The sequence below is a fragment of the Pseudomonas sp. Pf153 genome, assembly GCF_001269775.1.
Lineage (GTDB): Bacteria > Pseudomonadota > Gammaproteobacteria > Pseudomonadales > Pseudomonadaceae > Aquipseudomonas > Aquipseudomonas uvaldensis.
Window position 1 is genome coordinate 30764 of the sequence record NZ_LHVL01000029.1, and the last position, 26540, is coordinate 57303.

The window sequence follows — 26540 nt, forward strand, 5'->3', positions numbered from 1 at the left end:
GTGCCGATGACCGCGCTCAAATACCTCCAGGCGTACCCCGCCGCCCTGCAAGCCCAGGTGCGGCAATTGATTGCCCAGGACCGCCTGGGCGATTACCTGCACCAGCGTTATCCCGGTCGACATCCGATCCAGAGCGACAAGGCCTTGTACGGCTATGCGCTGGATCTCAAGCAACAGCATCTGCGCAACGCACCGGCCATCGACAAGGTGGTGTTCGACAACCGCCTTGACCTGACGCATCGGGCCCTCGGGCTGCACACCACGGTGTCGCGTGTGCAGGGCAGCAAACTCAAGGCCAGGAAAGAGATCCGCATCGCATCGCTGTTCAAGGAGGCGGCGCCCGAATTCCTGAAAATGATCGTGGTGCACGAGCTGGCTCACTTCAAGGAGTCGGACCACAACAAGGCGTTCTATCAACTCTGTGAGCACATGCTGCCGGGGTACCACCAACTGGAATTCGACTTGCGGGTTTACCTGACCTGGCGCGATCTGCAATCACAAAAGGAATGACCGGATGGATGTCAGCAAGACAAAAAGCAGCTTTTATCGCCGCTTGTACGTGGCCTATCTGATCGACAGTGGCGTGGCCCGCAACGTTCCGGCACTCACCGAAGCCACCGGCATGCCTCGGCGTACCGCCCAGGACACCGTCGCGGCGCTGGCGGACCTGGATATCGTGTGCGAGTTCGAGCAGCAGGAAGGGGCTCGTCACCATGCCGGGTGTTATCGGATTCGCGATTGGGGGGCGATTGACCGGAGGTGGATCGAGGGAAATCTGGAGCGGATCAAGGCGGTGCTCGAGTATCCCTGACTTTGGGCTTTGTCTGGACTTGCCTCTTCGCGGGCAAGCCCGCTCCCACCAAAAACACGCGGTGTGGGAGCGAGCCCGCTCGCGATGGTGTACTCAGGGACGATGCATGCCTATATGCGGAATCCCATCTTCCAGATATTCGACACCTACTGCTTGAAAGCCGTAGCGTCCGTAATACCCCTGCAAATGCGCCTGTGCGGACAGTGAAATCGCAGTGCCGGGCCAATGCTTTTCGGCGTGTTTGAGTCCCTGTTCCATCAGCGCGTGGCCCAGGCCCTGCCCCCGAGCCTGTGGCGCGATCACTACGCGTCCGATGATCACGTCGCTGTTTTGCGAATGGGGGTCGAGCAAGCGCAGGTAGGCCACCAGGTGATCATCCTGCCAAGCCATCAAGTGGCAGGTGTCGCCCGCCAGATCCAGGCCGTCGACGTCCGGATAGGCGCAGTTCTGCTCGACGACGAATACTTCGGCGCGCAATTTCAGAATGGCGTACAGCTGTTCCCTGCTCAGGTCACTGTGGTGTTTGCAGACCCAATCGATGTCCATTTTGAATTTCCTGAAAAAACCGATGCCGATATTAAGCGCCCTGTCATCACATGTCTCTTTTGCCGCGACCGGAAAAACCTGGAAAAGGCCAAAATGCCATCATTCATTTGTCACGGTGCTGTCGCCTTTATGTAATCTGTTGGCAGGCGCTGCGCAGTGGCTTCAATGAGCTAATGTTAGGACGCAGATTTTGGGCTGTGCCTGAGTTTCGGCTAAAAACACGGGCTTTGCACCCTTCAAGGATGTTTGGCATGCCGCGATTGCATCGAGCTCTTGTTTTGATCGGGTTGCTGTTATGGGGCTACGACGCCTGCGCGCAGAAATTGCGTCTGGTGGGCGATGGATGGCCACCCTTTACCGATTCGACGCTGGTCAATGGAGGGCTGGCGACCGACATCGTCAGTACCGCGCTGGCGCGGGCGGGTTATGCCAGTGAGTTCGAGCAGGTACCCTGGGCCCGAGCGATGCTGGGGATCAGCGAAGGCCGTTATGACGTGCTGGTCAATGCCTGGTACAGCGAGGAGCGCACCCATATAGGCCAGTTCTCGGCCGAATACCTGCTCAACCGCGTGCGCTTTCTCAAACGCAAGGATGCCGCCGTCGAGTTCGACAATTTGCAACAGCTGTACGCTTATCCCATCGCCGTGGTTCGCGGTTATGCCTATTCCAAGGCATTTGATGAGGACCAGCAGTTGCAGAAAGTCCCTGTGCATAACTTTGCAATGGCGGTACGCATGCTCGCCGCCGACCGGGTGAAGCTGACTTTGGAAGATGAGTACGTGGCTCGTTACTACCTGGCCCGAGAGTCGGCCAAGGTGCGCAATTCCGTAGAGTTCCTGCCCAAGCCCCTGAGCGAAAACAGCCTGCATATCCTGGTCAGCCTGAAGAACCCGGAACATGAGCAGATCGTCGCGGGGTTCGATCGGGCGATTGCTGCGATGAAGGCGGATGGAAGTTATGCGCGGTTACTGAGGCAGCATGGGATGTAGAGGCTGTTCCGGCCTCAAGCCTCAGCCGCATCCTTGATCAGGTGCGCCGCCAAGGTGCGCAACGGGCCGAGCTGGCGGCAGATCAGCGCCAGTTGCGTCTGCACCAGTCGCTGGCCTTCATCGATTTCGTCGGGCATCTGTTCGAGCTCATTGGCCAGGGCTTCTTCCTCATCGCTCTGGATCGCGATGGGCGTCTTGCTGGTCAGGCCCTGGGCGATCTCGTCGATGCTGGAGGCCAGCTTCGCCCCGGCCCCCTCGATCAAGTGTTCGCGCACGTCGCCCGGCAACTCCGTGCCCCGGTGGGCGCCCAGGCCCGAGAGGTAGCTGAGCAGCGTGTGCGACAGCACCAGGAAGCGGAACCCGACGTCGGCCTCCTTACGGAAATGCCCCGGCTCCATCAGCATGTTCGCCAGGGTGGTAGACAGCGCGGCGTCAGCGTTATGGGCGTTGCGGCGGGCCAGGCGGTATGCCAGGTCATCGCGCTTGCCGGCGGCGTATTGCTGCATGATCTGGCGCAGGTAAATGCTGTTGCAGGTCAGCGTATTCGCCAACACCTTGTTCAACCGGCGACCCTGCCAGTCCGGCAGGAACAGGAACACCGCCAGCCCGGCGATCAGGCTGCCCAGCAGGGTATCGAACAGACGCGGCAGCAACAGCCCATAGCCGTCGCCGACCTGGTTGAAGCAGAACAGCACCATGATGGTGATCGCGGCCGTCGCCAGGGTGTAGCGGGTCGTGCGATTGGTGAAGAACACCACCCCGGCGGCAATGGCGAAGCACGATTGCACCAACGGGTTGGGAAACAGGTCGAACAGCGCCCAGGCCACGGTCAGACCGATGGCGGTGCCGATGATCCGCTGGCCGAGCTTGCGTCGGGTCGCGCCGTAGTTGGGTTGGCAGACGAACAGGGTGGTGAGGATGATCCAGTAGCCCTGGGAAGGGTGGATCAGATGCACCATGGCGTAGCCGACGCTCAGCGCCAGAGGCAGGCGCAGAGCATGGCGGAACAACAACGAGGTGGGCGTGAGCTGGGTACGCAGGCGTAGCCAGACATCCTTGAGGTTACGCGGCGAGCGGTCGAGCAGGCTGCTATCGGTGGCATCGGCCAGAGCGTCGGGGTTGCTGGCATCGCTGAGCAAACGGTCCATGGTGCCGAGGTTCGCCGCCAGTGCCCGCAACGAACGCAACAAGCCACGCCAGGCCGGGTTGCTCTGGATACGCAAGTGTTCGAGGGACGCGTGCAGGTCGTTGAGGGCTTCTGCAAACGTGTCGTCGTAGATGAACGGCTGGCGCATCTGAATCGACTCGGCCAGGGCCTGGCAGGCCTTGCCTTGCTGGCGCAACAGGCGTTGGCAGCGAAAGAGCACGTCGCTGTGGAAGAACGCCTCGGCCAACGCGTTGTAAGGGTAGTGGGATGAGCTGGCGCGTTCGTGGATATCCTGGGCGAGGAAATACAGCTTCAGATAGCGGCTGACCTTCGAACCCGGCCGGCCATTGCCGACACGGTGCAGGATGATTTCCTTCGCCGTGTTGAGAGCCGCCACTACCCGGCCGTTCTGTTGGGCCAACTCCAGACGACGGGCTTCGATGTCCAGTTGGCGAATCGGTTCGAGCAGCGACGATTTGAGTTTCAGGTAGCGACCCAGCTCGCGAAACAACCGCGCCAGGCTCTGTTGCACCGGCTGATTGGAAAACAGCACGTGCCACAGCACCGACAGCATGCCGTACCACGCGGCACCGGCCACCAGCAGCAGGGGCTCGTGCCAGAAGTCATTGACCGCGCCGCCACGCTGGTCCACGCCGATCATGGTGTAGACCGAAAGAATCAACGTGGCCGAGGCAATCGCGCCGTAGCGTTCCCCCAGGGCGCCGAGCATGGTCAGGCCAAAACTCGCCAGGGCCAGGGCGAAGATGAACAGAACGGGGTAGGGAAACAGCAGTTCCACGGACAACGCGGCGACGCTGAAGCAGACCAGGGTCACGGCAAGTGCGTTGAGGCGGCCCTGCCAGTTGTCATCAGTCTCGGCCAGGGCGCTGGCGATGATGCCCAGGAACAAGGGGATCAGCAGGGTCATTTCGTCCAGGTACCAGCACAGCGCCATGCTGCCGGTCAGGGCGATGAATACCCGCACGCTGTAGCTGAATTTATCCAACGCCCAAAGGCGACGCAGAGACTGACGGAACGAGGTCGATGACATGAAATGCACAGGCCTGACGGGCAATGACACTAAATTGAGGCAGTAATGACGCCGACGCAATGGGGGCGATCACATCCGACAGCAAAAAGTGTTCCGGTGCGTGTGGATACGATTTCTAAAGCACTACCGGCCCCCTTGTGGGAGCGGGCTTGCTCGCGAATGCAGTGTGTCAGCCGGCATCTGAATTGGCTGATACACCGCCTTCGCGAGCAAGCCCGCTCCCACAGGAGATATTCGCCAGCATTCAGACGTACTGCGCCGCCGCATACCCCGATGCCCACGCCCACTGAAAGTTGAACCCGCCCAGGTGGCCGGTGACGTCCAGCACTTCGCCAATGAAATACAGGCCAGGGCTTTTCAGCGATTCCATGGTTTTGGAGGACACTTCCCGCGTGTCGACGCCGCCCAGCGTAACCTCGGCGGTGCGGTAGCCTTCGGTGCCGGCCGGGATGACGTTCCAGCTCGCCACCTTCTCGGCGATGTCCGCCAGCTCCGCGTGGGTGTACTGCTTCATGGGCTTGGAGACGAACCAGGTGTCGGCCAGCAGGTTGGCCATTTTTTTGGTGAACAACTCGCCCAACAGGGTTTTCAGCTCACTGTTGGGGCGCTCGGCCTGCTGTTGTTGCAGCCACTGCGGCACGTCGTGATCCGGCAGCAGGTTGATCTGCACCGTGTCGCCTGGCTCCCAGAACGACGAGATCTGCAGGATCGCCGGGCCGCTGAGACCACGATGGGTGAACAGAATGTTCTCGCGAAAGCTCTGGCCGTTGCAGCTCACCAGGCAGTCCACCGACGTGCCGGAAAGTTCGGTGCACAGCGTCTTGAGCTGATCGGTAATGGTGAAAGGCACCAGTGCGGCACGGGTCGGCAGCAGTTGGTGGCCGAACTGCCTGGCCACCTGATAACCGAAACCGGTGGCCCCCAGGGTCGGGATCGACAGCCCGCCGGTGGCGATGACCAGGGATTGGCAGGCGACGGCGCCGAGGGTGGTTTGCAAAAGATAGCCGCCGTCGGTTTTTTCGATCTGCTCGATGGAGGTGTCCAGGTGCAGGTTCACACCGGCCTGGTCGCATTCATCCAGGAGAATGCCGAGGATGTCGCTGGACTTGTTGTCACAGAACAACTGACCGAGTTTCTTCTCGTGATAGGGCACGCCGTGCTTGGCCACCAGGGCGATGAAATCCCACTGGGTGTAGCGAGCCAGGGCTGATTTGCAGAAATGCGGGTTCTGCGAAAGAAAATTGCCCGGTTCCGTGTACATGTTGGTGAAATTGCAACGTCCGCCACCGGACATGAGGATTTTCTTGCCGGCCTTGTTGGCGTGGTCCAGCAACATGACCTGTCGACCGCGCCCGGCGGCGGTCATCGCGCACATCAACCCTGCGGCGCCAGCGCCAATGATCACGACTTCGGTAGAGCGCAAAACGGTGTCCTCTCAAATCGCCACACAACTAAATAGGTGGGAGCGGGCTTGCTCGCGAAGGCGGCGTGCCAGTCAGCATTGAATAGACTGATGCACCGCTTTCGCGGGCAAGCCCGCTCCCACAAGAGGATCTTCGGTGGATTGAAGATCGCTTCTACAAAATCCGCACCCGCAACGACCGCCCCTTGATCTTGCCTTCGTTCAGGCGCTTGAGCGCCTGCTTGGCGATGCCGCGTTCCACGGCCACATAGGCCTGGAAGTCGAAGATCGCGATCTTGCCGACCTGGGTGCCGGGAATGCCGGCTTCACCGGTCAGGGCGCCGAGGATGTCGCCGGGGCGGACCTTGTCCTTGCGTCCGGCGGCAATGCACAAGGTGCTCATGGCCGGCAGCAGCGGGCCGCCGCCCTGGGGCTTGAGGTTGTCCAGTTGATCCCAATTCAGCGGAGACTTCTGTAACTGTTCGATGGCCTGGGCGCGGTGTGCTTCGGACGGCGATACCAGGCTGATAGCGATGCCTTTTTCACCGGCGCGTCCGGTGCGGCCGACGCGGTGGATGTGGATTTCCGGGTCCCGGGCCAGTTCGACGTTGATGACCATGTCCAGGGCATCGATGTCCAGGCCACGGGCCGCCACGTCGGTGGCCACCAGCACCGACGTGCTGCGGTTGGCGAACATCGCCAGCACCTGGTCACGGTCGCGCTGCTCCAGGTCGCCATGCAGGCCAACGGCGGAAATACCCTTGGCCGTCAGGTGATCGACGGTTTCCTGCACTTGCTGTTTGGTGAAGCAGAACGCCACGCAAGAGGCCGGGCGGAAATGCGCCAGCACCTTGATCACGGCCTCCATGCGCGCTTCAGGGGATATTTCGTAGAAGCGCTGCTCGATCTGTGCGTCGGAGTGCAGGGCCTCGGCCTTTACTTGCTGCGGATCGCGCATGAATTTGGAGGCCAGCTGCTTGATGCCCACCGGGTACGTGGCGGAGAACAGCAACGTCTGACGGCGTTCCGGAGTCTGCTGGATGATGTCTTCGATGGCGTCGTAGAAGCCCATGTCGAGCATGCGGTCGGCTTCGTCGAGCACCAGCGTGTTCAGGCCGTCGAGCACCAGCGAGCCCTTGCGCAGGTGCTGCTGGATACGACCCGGGGTGCCGACGATGATGTGGGCACCGTGCTCGAGGGAGGCGATCTGTGGGCCGAAGGACACGCCGCCACACAGGGTCAGGACCTTGATGTTGTCTTCAGCCCGGGCCAGGCGACGGAGTTCCTTGGCGACCTGGTCGGCCAGCTCACGGGTCGGGCACATCACCAGCGCCTGGCAACCGAAGTAGCGCGGGTTGATCGGGTTCAGCAAGCCAATGCCGAAGGCTGCGGTCTTGCCGCTGCCGGTCTTGGCCTGGGCGATCAGGTCCATGCCCTTGAGGATCACCGGTAAGCTTTGTGCCTGGATCGGCGTCATCTGGGCATAACCGAGCGATTCGAGGTTAGCCAGCATGGCGGCGGACAGCGGCAAAGTATTGAAAGCGGTGGCGATGGTGGTCACGGGGCGGGCCTGCAAAACAAAATGTCGCGCAGTGTAGCAGCCTCGTGCCACTTCCTTCGAACCTTCTGGACGAGCTGTGCATTCAAAATTCTAGTGCTCGATATGCTCATCGGGACGCTTGCGCCGCCGGCCATCCTCCTTCGACAACTGGGAAAAAATCGTCGCCGCCAACATCGCCATGATCCCCACCGTCACGAAGGTCAATTGGAACGCGCCCAGTACTGTGTCCACGCCGTCATTACCGACCTGGGCCGTGAAACCACCGAGCAGGGCACCGGCACAGGCCACGCCCAGGCTCAGGGACAGTTGCGCCACCACGGACAGCAAACTGTTGCCGCTGCTGGCGCTGGCGTCGTCGAGGTCGATCAGGGTCACGGTGTTCATCGCCGTGAATTGCAACGAGTTGATCGCCCCCAGCACCGCCAGTTGCGCCAGGAGCAGCCAGTACGGCGTCTGTTCGCTCACCAGGCCCATGCTCGCCAACATGATGCCCAAGGCCAGGGTATTGCCGGTCAGGACGATGCGGTAGCCCAGACGCTCAATCAACGGTCGAGCGACCGACTTGGCGACCATCGCCGCGGCCGCCAGGGGCAGCATGCTCATCCCGGCCTGGGATGGCGAATAACCCAGGGCGACTTGCAGCAACAACGGCACCAGGAACGGCAAGGCGCCGCTGCCCAGGCGTGCGAACAGGTTGCCGAGGATGCCCACCGCGAAGGTCCGGGTCTTGAACAGCGAGGGCGGGAACAGGGCGTTTTCGACGTGTCCGGCCCGCACCCAGTAGGCGGCGAGGCAGGCCATGCCGCCAAACAGCAGCAGCATCACCCGCAGGTGCGGCAAATGCAGTTCACCCAAGCCTTCCATGGCGATGGTGATCAATACCATCGCCGCGCCGAACAGCAAGAAGCCCAGCCCGTCGAACCGCGTGCGTTCGGAGCCGCGCAGGTCCGGGATGAACTTCCATACGGCATAACAGCCGATCACGCCCACCGGCAGGTTGATGAGGAAGATCCAATGCCAGGTCAGGTATTGCACCATCCAACCGCCCATGGTCGGGCCGATCAACGGGCCTAGCAGGCCGGGGATGGTGATGAAGCCCATGATCCGCACCAGTTCCGAGCGCGGGTAGGCGCGCAGCACCACCAGCCTGCCGACCGGCAGCATCAGCGCGCCGCCCAGTCCCTGGATGACCCGGGCGCCAATCAGCATGCTCAACGAATTGGACAGGGCACACAGCAGCGAGCCGAAGCTGAACAGCAGGATCGCCCCGAAGAAAATCTTCTTCGTGCCGAAGCGGTCGGCGATCCAGCCCGAGGCCGGGATCAACAACGCCACGGTGAGCATGTAGGCGATGATCACGCCCTGCATGCGCAGCGGGTTCTCCGCCAGGTCAGTGGCCATGGCGGGCAGGGCCGTGTTGAGAATGGTCCCGTCCAGGGACTGCATGAAGAAAGCGATCGCCACTACCCAGGGGAGCCAGCGGGCAGTGACGGCATCAAGCGGGGCGCGGTTGGGCATGGGGCCTCTTGGGTGTCAGAGGATGGGTGGTGGCTTCATCGCGGGCAAGCCTTGCTCCACAGGTGTTTGAACATGGCCTTGCATTCCGTCTGTGGGAGCAAGGCTTGCCCGCGATGCTTTTTTACAGGGTCAGGGTCAAGCGTTTGATCAAGGCTCCGGGCAACAGCATCGAGGCCGTGGCCCGTTGGCTGTAGGTGCTGGCCGAGAGCAGAAGTTCCCGCTCCCGGGTCAGGCCTTCGAGCTGCGAACCCAGCAGGCTGTAGACGCTGTCGTCGAAGCGCATGGTGCTGACCGGCGCCACAATCCGGCCATTCTCGACCCAGAACGTGGCGAAGCGGGTCATGCCGGTCAGGCGGGCGGCGGCTTGATCCGAGTAGTTCAGGTACCAGAGATTGCTGATGTACAACCCGGTGCCGAGCTGCTCAAGAATGTCCTTCTGGGCCAGCTGACCTTCTTTCATGTCCAGCGCCGTGGGGTACTCGTAGCTGCTTGCACCGTTGGCGGCGAGGCCATATTCGGCGGCGCTGCGGGAGTTGACCAAGCGATCGAGCGCCGTGCCTCTGGCGATCAATGCCAGGTCGTCGCGCGGATAACCTTCATCGGAGAACGCCGGGCTCAGTGAGCCACTGACCTGCTCGCGCAGCCACACATTGGGGCTGAAATGCGCTTCGCCGGCATAGAACTTCTGCAACGGGCTCTGCTTGCTGCCAATCGCTTGGGCCGAGAAACCGCCCCAACTGAGCATGCCCATGATTTCTTCCAACGCGGCCGGCGCCAGATAGGCGCGGTACTCGCCGGGTGGCAGCGTACGCAGCGGTTGACCCAGGAACGCCAGTTGCTGGCGTGCCAGTTCGAAGCGCTGGGCAAATCCTTCGGTGCTCCACTGGTGTCCGGCGTAGCTGGCTTTCACGGCCTGGCCGTTTTCGTGGAACAGACTGAAGTCGAAGTTGAAGCTGTTGGCTTGATGCCAGCCGAACGCGCCCGCAGAGCTGGCGAAGCCACGACTGATGGGCCCGGCGGCATAGATTCCCACCAGATCCAGGCCCTGGGCGGCGCCAGTGATTTCGGCAACGGCCTGTTCGGTGTCCGGTAGCGGATGGGCCTGTGTGTTGTCGCTTTGCCAGTGGTTGGGGTTGAGCAGCAGGTACGGATCGGCTGGCAGCAGCGGCAGGGTATCGCGCAGCTGTTGCAGCCCTTCGGACAGGCGTTGCAGGTCCGTTGCGGTGTCGCCGGACAAGGTGATCTGCAAATCGGCATGGCGACCGTCGTCGATCAGTTTGAAACTTACGTTGGCCTGCTGCACCTGCCCGGCCTGACGGACCTTGCCATGGTTGAAGCGCACGAAGGCCGAGGATTCGGCGGCGTAGCCAAGGGTGAACTGTTCGGGCGCACGCAGTGCACCGTGCAGCCAGTCGACCAGCGTCTTGAACGCCTCGGCCTGATTATTGACGGTACTCATCAGGCGTCCCCCCCAAACACATCAACGTTGCTGAACACGCACGCCGGCGATGCATGGCCGACGCGGATGACCTGGTTCGGCTCACCCTTGCCACAGTTCGGCGTGCCGAGGACCTGTCGAGTAGCGGCATCGCCCACGGCCCGCAGGCTCTTCCAGAACTGCGCGGAAATGCCCCGGTAGTTGGGGTTTTTCACCACGCCCTTGAGTTCGCCGTTCTCGATCAACTGTCCCCATTCACAACCGAACTGGAATTTGTTCCGCGCATCGTCGATGGACCAGGAACGGTTGGTGCGCATCAGCACGCCGTGCTCGATGCCCTGGATCAGTTGCTCCAGAGTCTGATCGCCCGGCTCGATGTTGAGGTTCGCCATGCGATCGATGGGCGGGCGGTTCCAACCACAGGCGCGGCTGTTGGCGACACCGTCCAGGCCAGCACGCAATTGCGACAGCGCACCTCCCAATGGACGCAGCAGCAGGCCTTCGCGGATCAGGAACTGTTTGCTGGCGGGGCTGCCGTCATCGTCATGGCTGTAGCTGGCCAGTTCCTCGGGAATGTCCGGGTCGAAAGTCACGTTCAGCAGGCTGGAGCCATATTGCAGGTGCCCGAAATCACTGGTCTTGACGAAGCTGGTGCCGGCGTAATTGCGCTCGTCTCCCAGGATCCGGTCCAGCTCCAGTGGATGGCCGATGGATTCGTGGATCTGGAGCATCATCTGGTCGGGCATCAGCAACAGGTCCCGAGGGCCTTGCGGGGTGTTCGGTGCCAGCAGCAGTTGTAGGGCCTGGTCGGCGATCTTCGGTCCGGCGCCGACCAGGCCGCAACGCTGGATGACGTCGAAGCCGCCCTGCTGGCCGAAGTTCTCGCGCCCCAGGGTGCGGGTCTGGCTGTCATGGCCGTCGAAGGCGGTGACTGCCAGGGCCGGGTAGATGAAACGTTGGGCCTGGCGCAGTTCGGCGCCGGCGCTGTTGAGGTAGATCTGCTCGACCTGGGTCAGGCCGATGCTGACTTGCCAGTTCACCAGGCGCTCGTCCCGGGGGACCGCTGCCGATTCGTCGCCCAGCAGTTGGAAGCAATCGCTCAGCGAGGGGAACGCCTGGTCGAAATGGGGCGAGAAGTAATCGGCGCGATCGGTGGACGCCCTTTGTTCGCGCAGATCGAGCAAGGCATGGGGCTTGAGTCGGCGGGCTTGCTGCTCGGCCCGCTCCAGCGCCGCTTGCAGGCCGGCCTGGGACAAGTCGTTGGTGGCCGCGTAAGCCTCGACACCGTTCACCCGGACGGTAAGCATCGCGCCTTCGTCACGGTTCAGGCTGGGCGGTTCGGCGATGTTCTTGCGTACCGACAGATGCTGGCCGGACTCGCGCACATAACGCAGGGAAAAAAATTCGGCGCCCGTGCGCAAGGCAGCGAAGCGCTGCTTGAGCTGGGGGTGGAAGTCGAACATGGAACCTCCTTGTTGGAAGTGACGGTGCAGCGAGGTGTGGCGCATTGACGCGGCGGCTCTAGATTAGGCCTGGGGTGGGGGAGGGATCAAGGAGCAAGGGGGTGTGGATGTCAGGGCGGCACCGGATTAGTGTTCACCGCAGATCCCTGTGGGAGCGAGCTTGCTCGCGAAGGGCGGTGTGACAGGCGGTGAAGACGTTGAATGTGCTGACCTCTTCGCGGGCAAGCCCGCTCCCACATTTTGATCGGTGTCGGACACAAGATTTGTACCCGACACCATTCCTTGTGGGAGCGAGCCTGCTCGCGATGGCGGTGTGACAGTTACTGCGCGGTAGGGCCGACTTCCCGCAATGGCTTGCCACGCACGGGGGCGTCGCCGGCCACGTAGTACGGCGCGGTGCTGCGGGGCAGGGGCTGGCGGCCGCGAATCTTGTCGGCGATTTTCTCGGCCATCATGATCGTCGGCGCGTTCAGGTTGCCAGTGGTGATGATCGGCATGATCGAAGCATCCACCACACGCAAGCCTTGCAGACCGTGCACGCGACCTTCGCCATCTACCACGGCCATGTCGTCGGTGCCCATCTTGCACGAGCAGGACGGGTGGAACGCGGTTTCGGCGTGTTCGCGGATGAACTGGTCCAGTTGTTCATCGGTCTGCACGTCGATGCCCGGGCTGATCTCGCGGCCGCGGAACGCATCGAGCGCCGGCTGTTGCATGATTTCGCGGGTCAGGCGGATGCCGTCGCGGAATTCTTGCCAGTCCTGCTCGGTGGCCATGTAGTTGAACAGGATGCTCGGATGCTGGCGCGGGTCCTTGGACTTCAGTCGGATCCGCCCGCGGCTCGGCGAGCGCATGGAGCCCATGTGCGCCTGGAAGCCGTGTTCCTTCACACCGTTGCTGCCGTTGTAGTTAATCGCCACCGGCAGGAAGTGGTACTGGATGTTCGGCCAATCGAATTCCGGGCGGGTGCGGATGAAACCGCCGGCCTCGAACTGGTTGCTGGCGCCGATGCCGGTGCCGTTGAACAGCCACTCGGCACCGATGGCCGGCTGGTTGTACCAGAGCAGCGAGGGGTACAGCGAGACCGGTTGGGTGCAGGCGTATTGCAGGTACAGCTCGAGGTGATCCTGCAGGTTCTCACCGACGCCCGGCAGGTCGTGGACCACCGGGATGTCGAGGCTCTTGAGCAACTGGGCGGGACCGACGCCAGAGCGTTGCAGAATCTGCGGGGAGGCGATGGCGCCGGAACACAGCAGCACTTCCCGGCGGGCGCGGGCCTCGACGCGCTCTTCAGCGGCACCTACCAGGTAACGCACGCCCACGGCACGCTTGCCTTCGAACAGGATCTTGTCGGTCAGGGCATGGGTGATGATGGTCAGGGTCGAGCGCTTCTTGGCGACGTCCAGGTAACCGCGGGCGGTGCTGGCGCGACGACCGTTCGGCGTGACCGTGCGGTCCATCGGGCCGAAGCCTTCCTGCTGATAGCCGTTGAGGTCTTCGGTGCGTGGGTAACCGGCCTGGACGCCGGCTTCGACCATGGCCTGGAACAACGGGTTGTTGCCGGGCTTGGGCGTGGTCACGCTGACCGGACCGTCGCCGCCGTGGTAGTCGTTCGGGCCGATGTCACGGGTTTCCGCCTTGCGGAAATACGGCAGGCAGTCCAGGTAGGTCCAGTCTTCCAGGCCGGGTAGCTTGGCCCAGTTGTCATAGTCCAGGGCGTTGCCCCGGATGTAGCACATGCCATTGATCAACGAAGAGCCGCCCAGGCCCTTGCCGCGACCGCATTCCATACGGCGACCGTTCATGTGCGGCTCCGGGTCGGTCTCGTAGGCCCAGTTGTAGCGCCGGCCTTGCAGTGGGAACGCCAGGGCGGCGGGCATCTGGGTGCGGAAGTCCAGGCGATAGTCCGGACCGCCGGCTTCGAGCAGCAGGACGGTGACGCCTTCGTCTTCGGTCAGGCGGGTTGCCAGGGTGTTACCGGCCGAGCCGGCACCGATGATGATGTAATCGAATTCTTGGGACATGAAATGCACCCTCTGTTAATGGGTTCAGGTCAGGGCCGAGGAGTGCTTTGCACTCCATCGCGAGCAGGCTCGCTCCCACATTGAATGGGGACTCCCGTGGGAGCGAGCCTGCTCGCGATGACGGCCGCATGGGCGACGCCGATTCAGAACACCGACGCGTAATCGCCCAACTCGACCTGTACCGATTTGATGCGCGTGAAGTTGTTCAGCGAGCTGATCCCATTCTCGCGGCCCACGCCCGATTGCTTGTAGCCACCGACCGGCATCTTGGCGTCGGATTCGCCCCAGGCGTTGATCCAGCAGATACCGGCTTCCAGTTGATGGATGATGCGGTGGGCGCGGTTGAGGTCGCGGGTCACGACACCGGCAGCCAGGCCGAAATCAGTATCGTTGGCGCGGCGGATGACTTCTTCCTCGGTGTCATAGGTGAGGATGCTCATCACCGGGCCAAAGATTTCTTCGCGCACGATGGTCATGTCGTCGGTGCAGTCGGTGAACACCGTTGGAGCGACGAACGCGCCCTTGGCAAACTCGCCGTCGGTCAGGCGACCGCCGCCGCATAGCAGGCGTGCGCCTTCGGCCTTGCCTTTCTCGATGTAGCCCAACACGCTCTCCATGTGGGCGAAGCTCACCAGCGGGCCGAAGTTGGTGTTTTCGTCCTCTGGATTGCCCACGCGGATGCGCGCCACGCGTTCGGCGATCCTGGCTTCGAATGCAGCCTTGAGATGGCTCGGTACGAACACGCGGGTGCCGTTGGTGCAGACCTGGCCGGAACTGTAGAAGTTGGCCATCATCGCGGTGTCGGCGGCGCGATCCAGGTCGGCGTCGTCGCAGATGATCAACGGCGACTTGCCGCCCAGTTCCATGGTCACGTCCTTGAGCGAAGAGCTCGAAGCGCTGGCCATGACTTTCTTGCCGGTGTCGGTGCCGCCGGTGAAGGAGACTTTCTCGATGCGTGGGTGTTCGGTCAGCCAGGTACCGACTTCACGGCCGCTGCCGGTCAGGACGTTGAACACACCTGCCGGGACGCCCGCTTCGGTATAGATCTCGGCCAGTTTCAGGGTGGTCAGCGAGGTCACTTCGCTTGGCTTGAAGATCATCGCGTTGCCGGCCGCCAGGGCCGGAGCGGATTTCCACAGGGCGATCTGGATCGGGTAGTTCCATGCGCCGATGCCGGCCACCACGCCCAAGGGTTCGCGACGGGTGTAGACGAACGAAGTGTCGCGCAGCGGGATCTGCTCGCCTTCGATGGCGGGTACCAGGCCGGCGTAGTACTCCAGCACATCGGCACCGGTGACGATGTCCACGTAACGGGTTTCGGAATAAGCCTTGCCGGTGTCCAGGGTTTCCAGGGCAGCCAGCTCATCGTTGCGCTCGCGCAGGATGTCCACGGCGCGGCGCAGGATGCGCGAGCGCTGCATGGCGGTCATGGCCGCCCAGACTTTCTGACCTTTTTCGGCGCTGACCACGGCGCGCTCGACGTCTTCCTTGGTCGCGCGTTGCACCAGGGCGAGCACTTCACCGTTGGCCGGGTTGATGGCTTCGAAAGTGGCGTCGCCGCTGGCATCGCTGTACGCGCCATCGATGTAGAGTTTTTGCAGTTCGAAACGGGCCATAAAGTCCTCGCAAGTGCATAAGTGGTTGGCGTATCCACCGGGCGCGTCCTTTACAGCTGACTACGCGGGTCGGTGGCGGTTCAGGAGCCGAGCGGTTCTGTGTGCTCTGGCGCCCCTGACTTGGCCAGTTGGAAATCCATGTATTCGTAAGCGATCCGGTGTGCCTGGGCGGTGTCGAACGCGTCTCCCGACAGCGCGCCGCGCAGCCACAACCCGTCGATCAGAGCGGCCAGGCCCCGTGCCGCACTGCGCGCCTCATCGACGGGCAACACGCGACGGAACTGGCAACACAGGTTGGAATACAGACGGTGATCGTTGATCCGCTGCAACCTGTGCAAAGACGGGTGATGCATGCTGGTGGCCCAGAAGGCCAGCCAGGTTTTCATTGCCGGGCCGTTGACCTGGCTGGCGTCGAAGTTGCCTTCGATGATCACCTTGAGGTGCGCCCGCGGGCTCGTATCCTCCAGCGCCTGACGGCGTGCGGTGACGTTCTCGCTCAGGACAGTCATCAGGTACTGGGCCGTGGCCGCGATCAGGCCATTCTTGTCCTGAAAGTAGTGACTGATGATGCCATTCGAGACACCGGCCAAGCGGGCAATCAGCGCAATGCTGGCGTCCCCCATCCCGACCTGATCGACAGCCTGCAACGTGGCTTCGATCAATTGCTGGCGGCGTATGGGTTGCATACCGACCTTGGGCATCTGCACATCTCCTTAGGCCATCCGGCGGACGGGTCACGTCCAGCCATCGAGGGCCAGTCTATTTTGTTTTGATTGAACGTTCAATCAACAAAGAATAAGCTCTGCGACAATTCGTCGCGATTTACCGAAATTTCCTACGAGTAAATGGCGCAGAAACAAGACATCCGAAGCCTGTGACCCACGATTTGCGGGGCAGGAGCTTTGTGGGTGTCTTTATAACACCCGCCGGTCGGCTGCCCACTTACCGATTGGTCGGGGATTGCGTGTCCTGTCCTTCTCTCGCACTGCCTGGAGCATCCGTGCAATGAGTTCTGCCTCTCTAATAAAAAACCCACCGCAGAAGGTGACGGTCAACGGTTGGGTGTTCTACACCTCCACCGTGTTGATCCTGCTGCTGACCGCCGTCCTGATCGCCACGCCGCAGGAGGCCGGTCGGTTGCTCGGCATCGCCCAGGCGTGGTTGTCCCGCAGCTTCGGCTGGTACTACATGGTGGTGATTGCGGCCTATCTGGTCTTCGTGGTCGGCCTGGCCTTTTCTTCCTACGGCAAGCTCAAGCTGGGCAGCCGGGACGATACGCCGGACTTCAGCTACGGGGCCTGGGCCGGGATGCTGTTTTCGTCGGGCATCGGCATTTCGCTGCTGTACTTCGGCGCCTCTGAGCCGTTGGATCACTTCTTCAATCCGCCGGAGGGTGCGGCCGGTACTCATCAGGCGGCGCGTCAGGCGGTGCAGCTGACCTTCCTGCATTGGGGCCTGCACGGCTGGGCGATCTACGCCCTGGTCGGCCTGGCCGTGGCGTATTTCGCCTACCGGCATCACCAACCACTGGCTTTGCGTTCGGCGTTGTATCCGCTGGTGGGCGAGCGCTGGGTCAAGGGCGCTGCCGGACACGCCGTGGACGGTTTCGGCATGTTCGTGACCCTGCTGGGGTTGGTGACTAACCTGGGAATCGGCTCCCTGCAGGTCGCGTCCGGGCTGGAAAACCTGTTCGGCATGGCACACAGCAACACCAACCTGCTGATCGTGATCATCGTCATGAGCACCGTGGCGACCATCGCGGCCGTGTCCGGCGTGGAAAACGGCATCCGCCGGCTGTCCAACCTGAACATCGTGCTGTTCAGTTGCTTGCTGATCTTCGTCTTGCTGTTCGGTCCGACCCTGCACCTGCTCAACGGCTTCGTGCAGAACATCGGCGATTACCTCAACGGCGTGGTACTGAAGACTTTCGACCTGTATGTGTATCAGGGCGACGGCGCCGAGGCCGACCGCTGGCTGGGCCTGTGGACCCTGTTCTACTGGGCCTGGTGGATTTCCTGGGCGCCATTCGTGGGCATGTTCATTGCGCGTATTTCCCGTGGCCGCACGGTGCGCGAACTGGTGGCCGGCGTGTTGTTGATTCCCCTGGGTTTTACCTTGGCCTGGCTGTCGATCTTCGGTAACTCGGCCCTGGACCTGGTGATGAACCAGGGCGCCGTGGAACTGGGCAAGACGGCATTGGAACAGCCGTCCATGGCGATCTACCAATTGCTCGAACATTACCCGGCGTCGAAAGTGGTGATCGGTGTGTCGATCTTTGTGGGTTTCGTACTGTTCCTGACACCGGCGGACTCCGGTGCAGTGATGATGGCCAACCTTTCGTGCAAGGGCGGCACCGTGGATGAAGATGCGCCACATTGGCTGCGGATCTTCTGGTCGGTGGTGATTACGCTGGTGACCATCGGTCTGTTGTTTGCCGGTAACTTCGAAGCCATGCAAACCATGGTGGTGCTGGCCGGATTGCCGTTCTCGGTGGTGCTGGTGTTCTTCATGTTTGGCTTGCACAAGGCTATGCGCCGGGACGTGCAGATCGAGCAGGACTCCGTGGTACTGCAAGGGAGCCGTGCCGCTGCCTGAGGCATCGGCCCATCTTCAGCACTAACAAAAACGCCGCGATCTCTCGCGGCGTTTTTGTTGGTGGCGGGCTCAGCCCAGGTTCTTGCCGAGCAGCGCGTGGTACAGCTCGCTGTCGCCGAGGATCCCGACCACTTTCTGGTTGTCGTGGAGCACCAGTTTGTTGCCGGTCTGGTAGCGGATCTGCAGGGCATCGCGCATACCGATGTTGGAATCCACCAGCGTCGGGCGACGGCCCAGGCCCTCGACCGATTGGCCCGGCGCCCAATTCTGCAGGTCCAGGGTGGCGCCATTCTGCCGTGCGCCCTTGATGGTGTTGCCTTCGGCCAGATCGAGCCAGGAGTCGCCGCCCGGATCCAGGCACACCGAACCGTTGATGCGCTTGCAGTTGTCCAGGGTGCGCATCAGGCTGCGACCGCAGAGCACGTTGAGCGGGTTGGTATGGGCGACGAAGGTGCGCACATAGTCGTCCGCCGGGTTCAGCACGATCTCTTCCGGCTTGCTGTACTGGATGATCTTGCCGTCCTTCATGATCGCGATACGGCTGCCCAGTTTCAGGGCTTCGTCCAGGTCATGGCTGACGAACACGATGGTCTTCTGCAGTTTGCGTTGCAGTACCAGCAGCTCATCCTGCAGGCCTTGGCGGATCAGCGGGTCGAGGGCCGAGAAGGGTTCGTCCATCAGCAGGATGTCGGCGTCCATCGCCAGGGCACGGGCCAGGCCGACCCGTTGCTGCATACCGCCGGACAGCTCGTTGGGTTTCTTGTTGCGCCACTGGGTCAGGCCCACCAGCTCGAGTTTCTCATCCACCAGCTTGCGCCGTTCCTTCTCGGGACGACCCTGCATTTCCAGGCCGAAGCTGATGTTCTCGCGCACTGTCAGCCAAGGCATCAGGGCGAACTTCTGGAACACCATGGCGATGCGCTTGGTGCGCATCATCTTCAGTTCGGCGGGGGAGCAGGAGGCGATGTCGATCTGTCGCCCTTCGTGCTCGACGAACAGCTTGCCACGACTGACGGTGTTCAAGCCGTTGATGCAGCGCAGCAGGCTGGATTTGCCGGACCCGGAAAGGCCCATCAGGACGCAGATCTCACCTTTCTCGATGGACAGGCTGGCTTTTTCCACGCCGACGATCAGGCCGGTCTGCTGCAGGATCTCAGGACGCGAAAAACCTTTGTCCAGCAGGTCCAGTGCGGCCTTGGGGCGGTTGGAGAAAATGACATCGACGTCTTCGAAACGAATGATGCTCATGCGTCACCCCCTGCTTTTGCGTCGGGTTGTTTGCAGATTCGGTCGAGCATGATCGCCAGCAGTACGATTGCCAGGCCTGCTTCGAAGCCCAGGGCGATATCGGCGGTGTTCAGTGCGTTGACCACGGGTTTGCCCAGGCCATCGGCGCCCACCAGCGCGGCGATCACCACCATCGACAACGACAGCATGATGCACTGGGTGACACCGGCCGCGATGCTGGGCATCGCATGGGGCAGTTCGATGCGCGACAGGAGCTGGCGACGGGAGCAGCCAAAGGCCTTGCCGGCGTCCATCAGTTCTTCCGGAACGTCGCAGATGCCCAGGTAGGTCAGGCGGATGGGCGCGGCAATCGCGAACACCACCGTTGAGATCAGGCCCGGGACCACACCCAGACCGAAAAGGGTCAGGGTAGGAATGAGGTACACGAAGGTCGGTACGGTCTGCATCAGATCGAGCACCGGACGCATCATCGTGTAGAACATCGGCTTGTGCGCGGCAACAATGCCCAGCGGCACGCCGATCACTACGCAAACCAGGGTGGCGAACATCACCTGAGCGAGGGTTTCCATGGTTTCCTGCCAGTAACCCAGGTTCAGGATCAGTAGAAACGACGCGATGACGAATACCGTCAGGCCCCATTTGCGCTGGATGAAGTGTGCCAGCAGGGCGATAAGGCCGATCAACGCCAGCGGGTTGAACCAGGTCAGCGCAAATGTCACGCCGTGGATCATCGCTTCAAGTGACGCGGCGATGGCATCGAAGGTACTGGCACCGTGTTGCGTCAGCCATTCGACGAAGCTCGCGATGTACTGGCCTAATGGTATTTTCTGATCAATCAGCATGGTATGAACGTCCGCATGCAAGGGATAAACAGCCCGGGCGGGCGAACCTGCCCGGCATAACGATTACTGGGCGAGCTTGGCTTTCACGGCTTCCAGGCCAGGTTTACCGTCAATGGTGGTCACGCCAGCGAGCCAGGTATCGAGTACTTGTGGGTTTTTCTGCAGCCAGGCCTTGGCGGCGGCCTCCGGCTTCATCTTGTCGTCGAGCACGTTGCCCATCAGTTTGCTTTCCATGTCGACGGTGAACTCGAGGTTCTTCAACAATTGGCCGACGTTGCTGCATTCTTGGGTGTAACCCTTGCGGGTGTTGGTCGCTACAGTGGCCGCGCCGAAGTCCGGACCGAAGAAATCATCGCCGCCGGTCAGGTACTGGATCTTGAAGCGGGTATTCATCGGGTGCGGTGCCCAGCCGAGGAACACCACGTCGGTGCCGCGTTTCGACGCCCGCTCAACCTGCGACAGCATGCCCGCTTCGCTGGATTCGACGACCTTGAAGCCGGCGTCCTTCAGACCGAAGGCGTTCTTGTCGATCATGCTCTGGATCAGACGGTTGCCATCGTTGCCCGGCTCGATGCCGTAGATCTTGCCGTCGAGTTCTTTCTTGAATTTGGCGATGTCTTTGAAATCCTTGAGCCCTTTTTCATATAAGGCTTCGGGAACCGCCAGGGTGTACTTCGCGCCTGTGAGGTTGGTCCGCACGGTTTCCACGGTGCCGGCATCGCGGTAGGCCTTGATGTCGTTCTCCATGGTCGGCATCCAGTTGCCGAGGAATACATCCATGTTCTTGCCGTCGGCCAGGGACTTGTAGGTCACCGGTACGGAAATCATGGTGGTCTTGGTCTTGTAGCCCAGGGCCTGGAGAATCACGCTGGTGGTAGCGGTGGTCACGGTGATGTCGGTCCAGCCGACGTCGGAAAAGTTGACGGTGCTGCATTGCTCGGGTTCAGCTGCGTTGGCCAGCATCGGAAGACTCAGCATGGCGGCCAACAACAACGGCTTGGAACCTTTCATGAGTGGACTCCTGGTGTTTTATCGGCGGTGTCCGGTCGGACATCCGCGCTTTGTATGAGTGTTGCGGTTGGTGGCGCGTGAACACTGTCTCGACACGCGGCCTTGAAAACGAGCCGTAACCGATCATGTACCAGTGCAAATCTGTCGCCTACAGGGTGGGTCGTATCCAGTACAGGGATGGTCGCATCCAGTGTCGGTGACGTCGTTTACAGATTTTTTCCGCCCTTGGTCGGCCTCTGACACGCAAAAAAACGGCGCAGGAGCCTGTCGTAAACCGGGCGACGTTGGTGGGCATGATTGCGTCGGTGTCAGACGTCGAACCCCAAGGCAAAAGCCGGATGATGCGGCCATCCCGGCGTTGAGCGTAGCAGCTCCGTCACTGGGCGCTCCGGTGCCCGTTCTGGAGGTTCTAGGCAATGGCAATCAGTGTTTTCGACCTGTTTAAAATCGGTATCGGTCCGTCCAGTTCCCACACCGTGGGGCCCATGCGCGCCGCGGCGCTGTTCGTTGAGGCGCTGCGTGGTATGTCGCTTCTGGAGAAAGTGCGCCGGATCGAAGTGCAGTTATACGGTTCGTTGTCGGCCACCGGTATTGGCCATGGCAGCGACAACGCGGTGATCATGGGCTTGATGGGAGAGTGGCCGGACGCAATCGACCCGTCGCAGATCGGCCCGCGCATCGAGCGGCTGCGCGAAACCGAAACCCTGCTGCTGGATAATCGCCTGTCGGTGCCATTCGTCTGGGCACGGGACATGCGCCTGATCGATGAAAACCTGCCGTTCCACCCCAACGCGATGACGCTGGTGGCCGAAGGCGACGACGGCGAGTTGCACCGTGACACTTATTATTCGGTTGGCGGCGGCTTCGTGGTCGATCAGGCCCAAGCGTCCAGCGGCGTGGTGGACCTGGACACTACCGAGTTGCCTTACGATTTTTCCAGTGCCGAAGCGTTGCTTGAGCTGTGTCGCACCCACAACCTGCGCGTAGCCGAGTTGATGATGGCCAACGAAAAGGTCTGGCGTTCGGAAGAAGAAATTCGCAGCGGCCTGATGAAACTCTGGCGAGCCATGCAGGAATGCGTCGAGCATGGCCTCAAGCACGAAGGCATTCTGCCCGGCGGTTTGAACGTGCGTCGGCGTGCGGCCAAATTGCACCGCAGTTTGCAGGAGCTGAACAAGCCCAATGTCATCGGCTCGACTTTGAGCGCGATGGAATGGGTCAACCTGTACGCCCTGGCGGTCAACGAGGAGAACGCTGCCGGTGGGCGCATGGTAACGGCGCCGACGAATGGCGCGGCGGGTATCATTCCGGCGGTGCTGCATTACTTCATGAAGTTCAGCGAGGACGTCACCGACGCCAACGTGGTGGATTATTTCCTCGGTGCGGCGGCGGTGGGCATTCTGTGCAAGAAGAATGCGTCGATCTCCGGCGCCGAAGTCGGCTGCCAGGGGGAAGTGGGCTCGGCCTGCGCCATGGCCGCGGCAGGGCTGGCGGAGGTGCTGGGCGCTACGCCGGAACAACTGTGCAACGCGGCGGAAATCGGCCTGGAGCATAACCTTGGCCTGACTTGCGATCCGGTGGGTGGTCTGGTGCAGGTGCCGTGCATCGAGCGCAACGCCATTGCCGCCGTGAAAGCTATCAACGCTGCGCAGATGGCCCTGCGCGGCGACGGCCAGCATTTCATTTCCCTGGATCGGGTGATCCGCACCATGCGTGATACCGGCGCCGACATGCATGACAAATATAAAGAAACTTCGCGGGGCGGGTTGGCGGTGAGTGCGGTGGAGTGCTGACAACACGCCACAGAAAGCCTTCACCGGTCCTGATGGTGATCTGCAAATCGCTCGAAAAATGAGCAGCAAGTCGAAAACACGCCACCTTTTAGCGCGTCGCTAACAGACAAGACGCCATTTGTCGGGCCAGCCGTTTTACGGCGCCCGACCGTTCGTCACCCGTCCTGTGGTGATACCGGTTGCGCAAGCGGCGCAGCCCAGTTCCCACAAGTGCTACCGAACTGCTCACCGTCCACCGTGACAGCCGTCGCCAGCCGAGAATAGTGCTGATATCCATACTTGATGCGCGCCTTGTTTAGACGGGACGCGATGTCGTTTTCAGGAGTTATTGAACACACATTCAACTTTAGGCACGGCAATTGCTCTATCACCAAAAAGCCCGTCTCTGGCAACAGGACGATGGCAATAACAAGAGCCTCCGCCTGAGGCCATCACCCGCTTTGTGTGAGGAGATACCGCGATGACGACGTCCAACTCCGGGGCCCAACCCCAGAACCGTGCGCCTCAATCCATCGGCTTTTTGCTGCTGGACAATTTCACGCTGATTTCCCTGGCGTCCGCGGTAGAACCGCTACGCATGGCCAACCAGTTATCCGGTCGCGAGCTGTATCGCTGGACCACCCTCACCGTCGACGGCGGGCAAGTCTGGGCCAGTGACGGTCTGCAGATCACCCCCGATGCCTCCATGCACAAAGCACCACACCTGGACACTGTCATCGTGTGTGGCGGTATCGGCATCCAGCGCACCGTGACCCGTGAGCACGTGTCCTGGTTGCAAGGCCAGGCCCGCCAATCGCGTCGCCTGGGCGCGGTCTGCACCGGCAGTTGGGCCCTGGCCTGCGCCGGCCTGCTGGACGGCTTCGATTGCAGCGTGCACTGGGAATGCCTGGCCGCGATGCAGGAAGCTTTCCCGCGGGTGTCGATGAGTACTCGTCTGTTCACCCTCGACCGCAACCGCTTCACCAGCTCTGGCGGCACCGCGCCGTTGGACATGATGCTGCACCTGATCAGTCGCGATCATGGTCGCGAGCTGTCGGCGGCTATTTCCGAAATGTTCGTCTATGAGCGCATCCGCAACGAACAGGATCACCAACGCGTGCCGCTCAAGCACATGCTCGGCACCAACCAGCCGAAGCTGCAGGAAATCGTGGCGCTGATGGAGGCCAATCTGGAAGAGCCGATCGACCTCGATGAACTGGCGGTGTATGTCGCCGTGTCCCGGCGTCAGCTGGAGCGTTTGTTCCAGAAATACCTGCATTGCTCGCCGTCGCGCTATTACCTCAAGCTGCGGCTGATCCGGGCACGGCAACTGCTCAAGCAGACGCCGATGTCGATCATCGAAGTGGCCTCGGTGTGCGGTTTCGTCTCCACGCCGCACTTCTCCAAGTGCTACCGCGAATACTTCGGCATTCCGCCACGGGACGAGCGCGTCGGTTCCAACACCACGCAACAGGTCGCCATGGTGCCGCTGCCACAGGCCATGGTGCTATCGCCGTTGTCCGGCCCGCTGTCGGCGTTGAGCCAGGCGCGTAATGAATCGACGTTTGCCAGTGTGAGGCTGTAGACCGAGGCGCTTTCATCGCGAGCAGGCTCGCTCCCACAGGATCTGCGGTGTGCACACTATCTGTTGCATCCGCAAAGTCCCCTGTGGGAGCGAGCCTGCTCGCGATTGGTTTCAGGTGTTGTGGTTTTTCTGGTAATCCGCCAATGCCGGCAACAACTGCTCTTCGATCGCCTGGCGAACGGCCGGCAGTATGGTTGCGCTGCTGGTGTACATGTCCCTGACCATACGACGCAGGTCGTTGGCGCGAGCGTTGTCCAGGCCGCGCACGGCGCACAGGCAGGCCTGCTCGGCGGTGTAGCCGTTGGGTATCTGCAGGCCCAGGGACTTGAGGTGGCCCAACAGGTCTTCCTGGTCGATCAAATCGGCGTACATCATGACGCTTTTCCTTGTTCGGGGATTGGGGTCTGCCTCGATTCTGGTAGCCACCCGAAGCGGCGGCAAGGGTAGATTGTCGCAATGGCACGGATACCTATGAACAGGTCGTTTTCGGTTAACTCCTCACGGCGGCGACTGGGGCACACTGGCCTCAAGCTGGATCACGATGGTTTGGTCACCCTCGCGGGAAAGCTCCTCCAGTAACGCAACCTGCCCCGATCCTGTCACGGCTTGATCGGGGATTTTTTTGCCTGGGTGAATCAGGTGTTGAGGTGGCGTCGCTGAGACCGTTTTCGCGAGCAAGCCCGCTCCCACATTGAAAAGCGTACTCCTGTGGGAGCGGGCTTGCTCGCGAATCGCCGTTACGCGGTCTAGCGTTGCAACACCAGGATCCGCGACAACAGCTCATCCCGATCCACATAGCAACCCTGGAAATGCCTGCCTCCGGTAGCCGGGTCGAAGGCATTGCGTGCGTGAAGGGTGCGGCGGTTGTCAAAGCACCAGAGCTGGCCAGGCTCCAGGCGCTGCATGACTCGGAATCGTGATTCGCGGGTCAGGGCGATGAAGCGGCGATAGGCGCGATAGAGTCTCGGCATCTGCTCGACCGACGTGTCGAACGGCCCGCGCAGGAAGTTCGCCATACGGACTTCGGCAACCTGTCCCAGGGCATCCAAAGCGATGATGGGCGCTAGGCAGCGGTAGTCGCTGTGGCGGTCCTTGTTGCGAAACTCCACCGGGATCCGGCACAGCGCATCGAAGGCCTCCGGGTCTTCCTGGCGCAAGGCCTCGGCGATGGCAAAGCCGTCGACAAAAATGCTCTCGCCGCCCTCGGCGTTGTTCACCAGGCAATGCAAGAACTGCAGGCCCGGCTGCAATTCGCGGGTCGGCAAGTCGCTGTGCAGGGGCAGGTTGAAAGCGGTGTAGGCATTGCTGTCGGCGTCGGCCTTCGATTGCACGTTGAACAGCACGCCGAAGTTGCTCTCTCGAATGAAGGAGATTTTCTGGGCGACCCGTTTCAGCGAACCGGGCTCGGTAGGGACGCCGCGCACCTGAGTCAGGCCGATGTCGCGTACTGCCAGCAGCCATTGCAGCAAGGCGCCGGCATCGTCCATCAGGGCCTGGTAATCGAATACCGGTATTTGCAAATCGCGCTGCCAGAGCTGGCGCCGGGGCCTGTTCGCCAGGCGCTCGGCCCTGGACTGGTCGTCGTAGGCATGGGCGCGCAGCCAGCCTGGATCGAAGCGGCTCTGGTGACCGTCCTGCCAATCCACGCACAGGCAGCCTTCGTCGTCGAGGCGTGTCGCGGTCGGTGCCAGGTCTTCAGGCACATCGACGATTTCCAACACCTGTTCGCGGGTGACGGTGTAGACGCATAGAGGGCAAGGGCAATTGTCCCGCAACCATTGATGGTGAAACGGACTGATCCGGCCATCGGCCCAGGTGACCTGCACCCGGTCGGCCAGAGACGTTGCAGCGGTCAGTGCCTGAACCAATGGGTAACGGCGGAAGTCGGCAAACGCGGCGGCGGTGTTCATGACGGTCTCCA

At 61.7% G+C, this 26540-nt stretch carries 21 protein-coding genes; 6 read left to right on the forward strand and 15 right to left on the reverse strand.

The genetic code is table 11. The features are described from left to right. Positions 1–6 precede the first annotated feature (6 nt). Together AD666_RS20815 and AD666_RS20820 are read left to right on the forward strand one after the other, a co-directional pair. Positions 7–510 (forward strand): M48 family metallopeptidase, encoded by a 504-nt coding sequence (locus tag AD666_RS20815; RefSeq protein ID WP_053156468.1) that lies wholly within the window; start codon positions 7–9, stop codon positions 508–510. Between the two features lie 4 nt (positions 511–514). After that, a complete protein-coding gene (locus AD666_RS20820; RefSeq protein ID WP_053156058.1) occupies positions 515–811 on the forward strand; it encodes a helix-turn-helix domain-containing protein in 297 nt (98 codons plus the stop codon). 93 nt (positions 812–904) lie between these two features. Here the strand turns inward: AD666_RS20820 and AD666_RS20825 are convergent, their stop codons facing one another. Further along, on the reverse strand, positions 905–1357 hold the full coding sequence (locus AD666_RS20825) for a GNAT family N-acetyltransferase (protein WP_053156061.1): 453 nt from the start codon (positions 1355–1357) through the stop codon (positions 905–907). 251 nt (positions 1358–1608) lie between these two features. On the opposite strand from AD666_RS20825, the gene AD666_RS20830 reads away from it, so the two are divergent. Next, a complete protein-coding gene (locus AD666_RS20830) occupies positions 1609–2346 on the forward strand; it encodes an ABC transporter substrate-binding protein (protein ID WP_053156064.1) in 738 nt (245 codons plus the stop codon). 14 nt (positions 2347–2360) lie between these two features. Here the strand turns inward: AD666_RS20830 and yccS are convergent, their stop codons facing one another. The 9 genes from yccS to betI form a co-directional block, all read right to left on the reverse strand. Further along, the gene (gene yccS / locus AD666_RS20835; protein ID WP_053156067.1) at positions 2361–4544 is read right to left on the reverse strand and encodes a YccS family putative transporter; all 2184 of its coding nucleotides are present in this window, start codon (positions 4542–4544) and stop codon (positions 2361–2363) included. A gap of 244 nt (positions 4545–4788) precedes the next feature. Continuing rightward, entirely contained in the window at positions 4789–5967 is a 1179-nt protein-coding gene (locus tag AD666_RS20840) for an NAD(P)/FAD-dependent oxidoreductase (RefSeq protein WP_053156070.1), read from the reverse strand. Between the two features lie 154 nt (positions 5968–6121). After that, positions 6122–7459 (reverse strand): ATP-dependent RNA helicase DbpA, encoded by a 1338-nt coding sequence (gene dbpA, locus AD666_RS20845; RefSeq protein ID WP_256222748.1) that lies wholly within the window; start codon positions 7457–7459, stop codon positions 6122–6124. Positions 7460–7597: 138 nt separating this feature from the next. Next, positions 7598–9025, reverse strand: coding sequence for a multidrug transporter subunit MdtD (mdtD, locus tag AD666_RS20850; protein WP_053156073.1), 1428 nt, complete (start codon positions 9023–9025; stop codon positions 7598–7600). 121 nt (positions 9026–9146) lie between these two features. Next, the gene (locus AD666_RS20855; RefSeq protein ID WP_053156075.1) at positions 9147–10484 is read right to left on the reverse strand and encodes a TldD/PmbA family protein; all 1338 of its coding nucleotides are present in this window, start codon (positions 10482–10484) and stop codon (positions 9147–9149) included. Then, positions 10484–11926, reverse strand: coding sequence for a TldD/PmbA family protein (locus AD666_RS20860; protein WP_053156078.1), 1443 nt, complete (start codon positions 11924–11926; stop codon positions 10484–10486). The genes AD666_RS20855 and AD666_RS20860 overlap by 1 nt, the downstream gene beginning before the upstream one ends. 320 nt (positions 11927–12246) lie before the next feature. After that, a complete protein-coding gene (betA, locus tag AD666_RS20865; protein ID WP_053156081.1) occupies positions 12247–13950 on the reverse strand; it encodes a choline dehydrogenase in 1704 nt (567 codons plus the stop codon). Between the two features lie 143 nt (positions 13951–14093). After that, positions 14094–15566: a betaine-aldehyde dehydrogenase gene (betB, locus tag AD666_RS20870; RefSeq protein WP_053156084.1), complete on the reverse strand. Its 1473-nt coding sequence runs from the start codon at positions 15564–15566 to the stop codon at positions 14094–14096. Positions 15567–15646: 80 nt separating this feature from the next. Continuing rightward, complete coding sequence (gene betI / locus AD666_RS20875) at positions 15647–16267, reverse strand: transcriptional regulator BetI (RefSeq protein ID WP_053156087.1); 621 nt, start codon at positions 16265–16267, stop codon at positions 15647–15649. 361 nt (positions 16268–16628) lie between these two features. Here betI and AD666_RS20880 point away from each other — a divergent pair, with 361 nt between their 5' ends. Next, complete coding sequence (locus tag AD666_RS20880) at positions 16629–18161, forward strand: BCCT family transporter (protein WP_172679661.1); 1533 nt, start codon at positions 16629–16631, stop codon at positions 18159–18161. 69 nt (positions 18162–18230) lie between these two features. On the opposite strand, the gene choV is transcribed toward AD666_RS20880, so the two are convergent. From choV to AD666_RS20895, 3 genes are all read right to left on the reverse strand, one after another. Continuing rightward, on the reverse strand, positions 18231–19409 hold the full coding sequence (choV, locus tag AD666_RS20885; protein WP_053156090.1) for a choline ABC transporter ATP-binding protein: 1179 nt from the start codon (positions 19407–19409) through the stop codon (positions 18231–18233). Then, entirely contained in the window at positions 19406–20251 is an 846-nt protein-coding gene (gene choW, locus AD666_RS20890) for a choline ABC transporter permease subunit (RefSeq protein WP_053156093.1), read from the reverse strand. The genes choV and choW overlap by 4 nt, the downstream gene beginning before the upstream one ends. A gap of 63 nt (positions 20252–20314) precedes the next feature. Continuing rightward, on the reverse strand, positions 20315–21262 hold the full coding sequence (locus AD666_RS20895; protein ID WP_053156096.1) for a choline ABC transporter substrate-binding protein: 948 nt from the start codon (positions 21260–21262) through the stop codon (positions 20315–20317). A gap of 416 nt (positions 21263–21678) precedes the next feature. Between AD666_RS20895 and AD666_RS20900 the strand changes: the two genes are divergently transcribed. Both AD666_RS20900 and AD666_RS20905 read left to right on the forward strand, forming a co-directional pair. Next, positions 21679–23055, forward strand: a complete 1377-nt coding sequence (locus AD666_RS20900) for an L-serine ammonia-lyase (protein WP_053156099.1) — start codon at positions 21679–21681, stop codon at positions 23053–23055. Between the two features lie 460 nt (positions 23056–23515). Next, complete coding sequence (locus tag AD666_RS20905) at positions 23516–24619, forward strand: GlxA family transcriptional regulator (protein ID WP_053156102.1); 1104 nt, start codon at positions 23516–23518, stop codon at positions 24617–24619. Between the two features lie 111 nt (positions 24620–24730). Here AD666_RS20905 and AD666_RS20910 read toward each other — a convergent pair whose 3' ends face one another. Both AD666_RS20910 and AD666_RS20920 read right to left on the reverse strand, forming a co-directional pair. Next, a complete protein-coding gene (locus AD666_RS20910) occupies positions 24731–24994 on the reverse strand; it encodes a hypothetical protein (protein ID WP_053156105.1) in 264 nt (87 codons plus the stop codon). Positions 24995–25365: 371 nt separating this feature from the next. Then, a complete protein-coding gene (locus AD666_RS20920) occupies positions 25366–26529 on the reverse strand; it encodes a gamma-butyrobetaine dioxygenase (RefSeq protein WP_053156113.1) in 1164 nt (387 codons plus the stop codon). Positions 26530–26540: the final 11 nt, after the last annotated feature.

Excerpts from the sequence above, each read along its gene's own strand:
- AD666_RS20815 (WP_053156468.1), top strand. The coding sequence starts at position 7 with ATGACCGCGCTCAAATACCTCCAGGCGTACCCCGCCGCCCTGCAAGCC.
- AD666_RS20820 (WP_053156058.1), top strand. The coding sequence starts at position 515 with ATGGATGTCAGCAAGACAAAAAGCAGCTTTTATCGCCGCTTGTACGTG.
- AD666_RS20825 (WP_053156061.1), bottom strand. The coding sequence starts at position 1,357 with ATGGACATCGATTGGGTCTGCAAACACCACAGTGACCTGAGCAGGGAA.
- AD666_RS20830 (WP_053156064.1), top strand. The coding sequence starts at position 1,609 with ATGCCGCGATTGCATCGAGCTCTTGTTTTGATCGGGTTGCTGTTATGG.
- yccS (WP_053156067.1), bottom strand. The coding sequence starts at position 4,544 with ATGTCATCGACCTCGTTCCGTCAGTCTCTGCGTCGCCTTTGGGCGTTG.
- dbpA (WP_256222748.1), bottom strand. The coding sequence starts at position 7,459 with ATGCTGGCTAACCTCGAATCGCTCGGTTATGCCCAGATGACGCCGATC.
- mdtD (WP_053156073.1), bottom strand. The coding sequence starts at position 9,025 with ATGCCCAACCGCGCCCCGCTTGATGCCGTCACTGCCCGCTGGCTCCCC.
- AD666_RS20855 (WP_053156075.1), bottom strand. The coding sequence starts at position 10,484 with ATGAGTACCGTCAATAATCAGGCCGAGGCGTTCAAGACGCTGGTCGAC.
- AD666_RS20860 (WP_053156078.1), bottom strand. The coding sequence starts at position 11,926 with ATGTTCGACTTCCACCCCCAGCTCAAGCAGCGCTTCGCTGCCTTGCGC.
- betA (WP_053156081.1), bottom strand. The coding sequence starts at position 13,950 with ATGTCCCAAGAATTCGATTACATCATCATCGGTGCCGGCTCGGCCGGT.
- betB (WP_053156084.1), bottom strand. The coding sequence starts at position 15,566 with ATGGCCCGTTTCGAACTGCAAAAACTCTACATCGATGGCGCGTACAGC.
- betI (WP_053156087.1), bottom strand. The coding sequence starts at position 16,267 with ATGCCCAAGGTCGGTATGCAACCCATACGCCGCCAGCAATTGATCGAA.
- choV (WP_053156090.1), bottom strand. The coding sequence starts at position 19,409 with ATGAGCATCATTCGTTTCGAAGACGTCGATGTCATTTTCTCCAACCGC.
- choW (WP_053156093.1), bottom strand. The coding sequence starts at position 20,251 with ATGCTGATTGATCAGAAAATACCATTAGGCCAGTACATCGCGAGCTTC.
- AD666_RS20895 (WP_053156096.1), bottom strand. The coding sequence starts at position 21,262 with ATGAAAGGTTCCAAGCCGTTGTTGTTGGCCGCCATGCTGAGTCTTCCG.
- AD666_RS20900 (WP_053156099.1), top strand. The coding sequence starts at position 21,679 with ATGGCAATCAGTGTTTTCGACCTGTTTAAAATCGGTATCGGTCCGTCC.
- AD666_RS20905 (WP_053156102.1), top strand. The coding sequence starts at position 23,516 with ATGACGACGTCCAACTCCGGGGCCCAACCCCAGAACCGTGCGCCTCAA.
- AD666_RS20910 (WP_053156105.1), bottom strand. The coding sequence starts at position 24,994 with ATGATGTACGCCGATTTGATCGACCAGGAAGACCTGTTGGGCCACCTC.
- AD666_RS20920 (WP_053156113.1), bottom strand. The coding sequence starts at position 26,529 with ATGAACACCGCCGCCGCGTTTGCCGACTTCCGCCGTTACCCATTGGTT.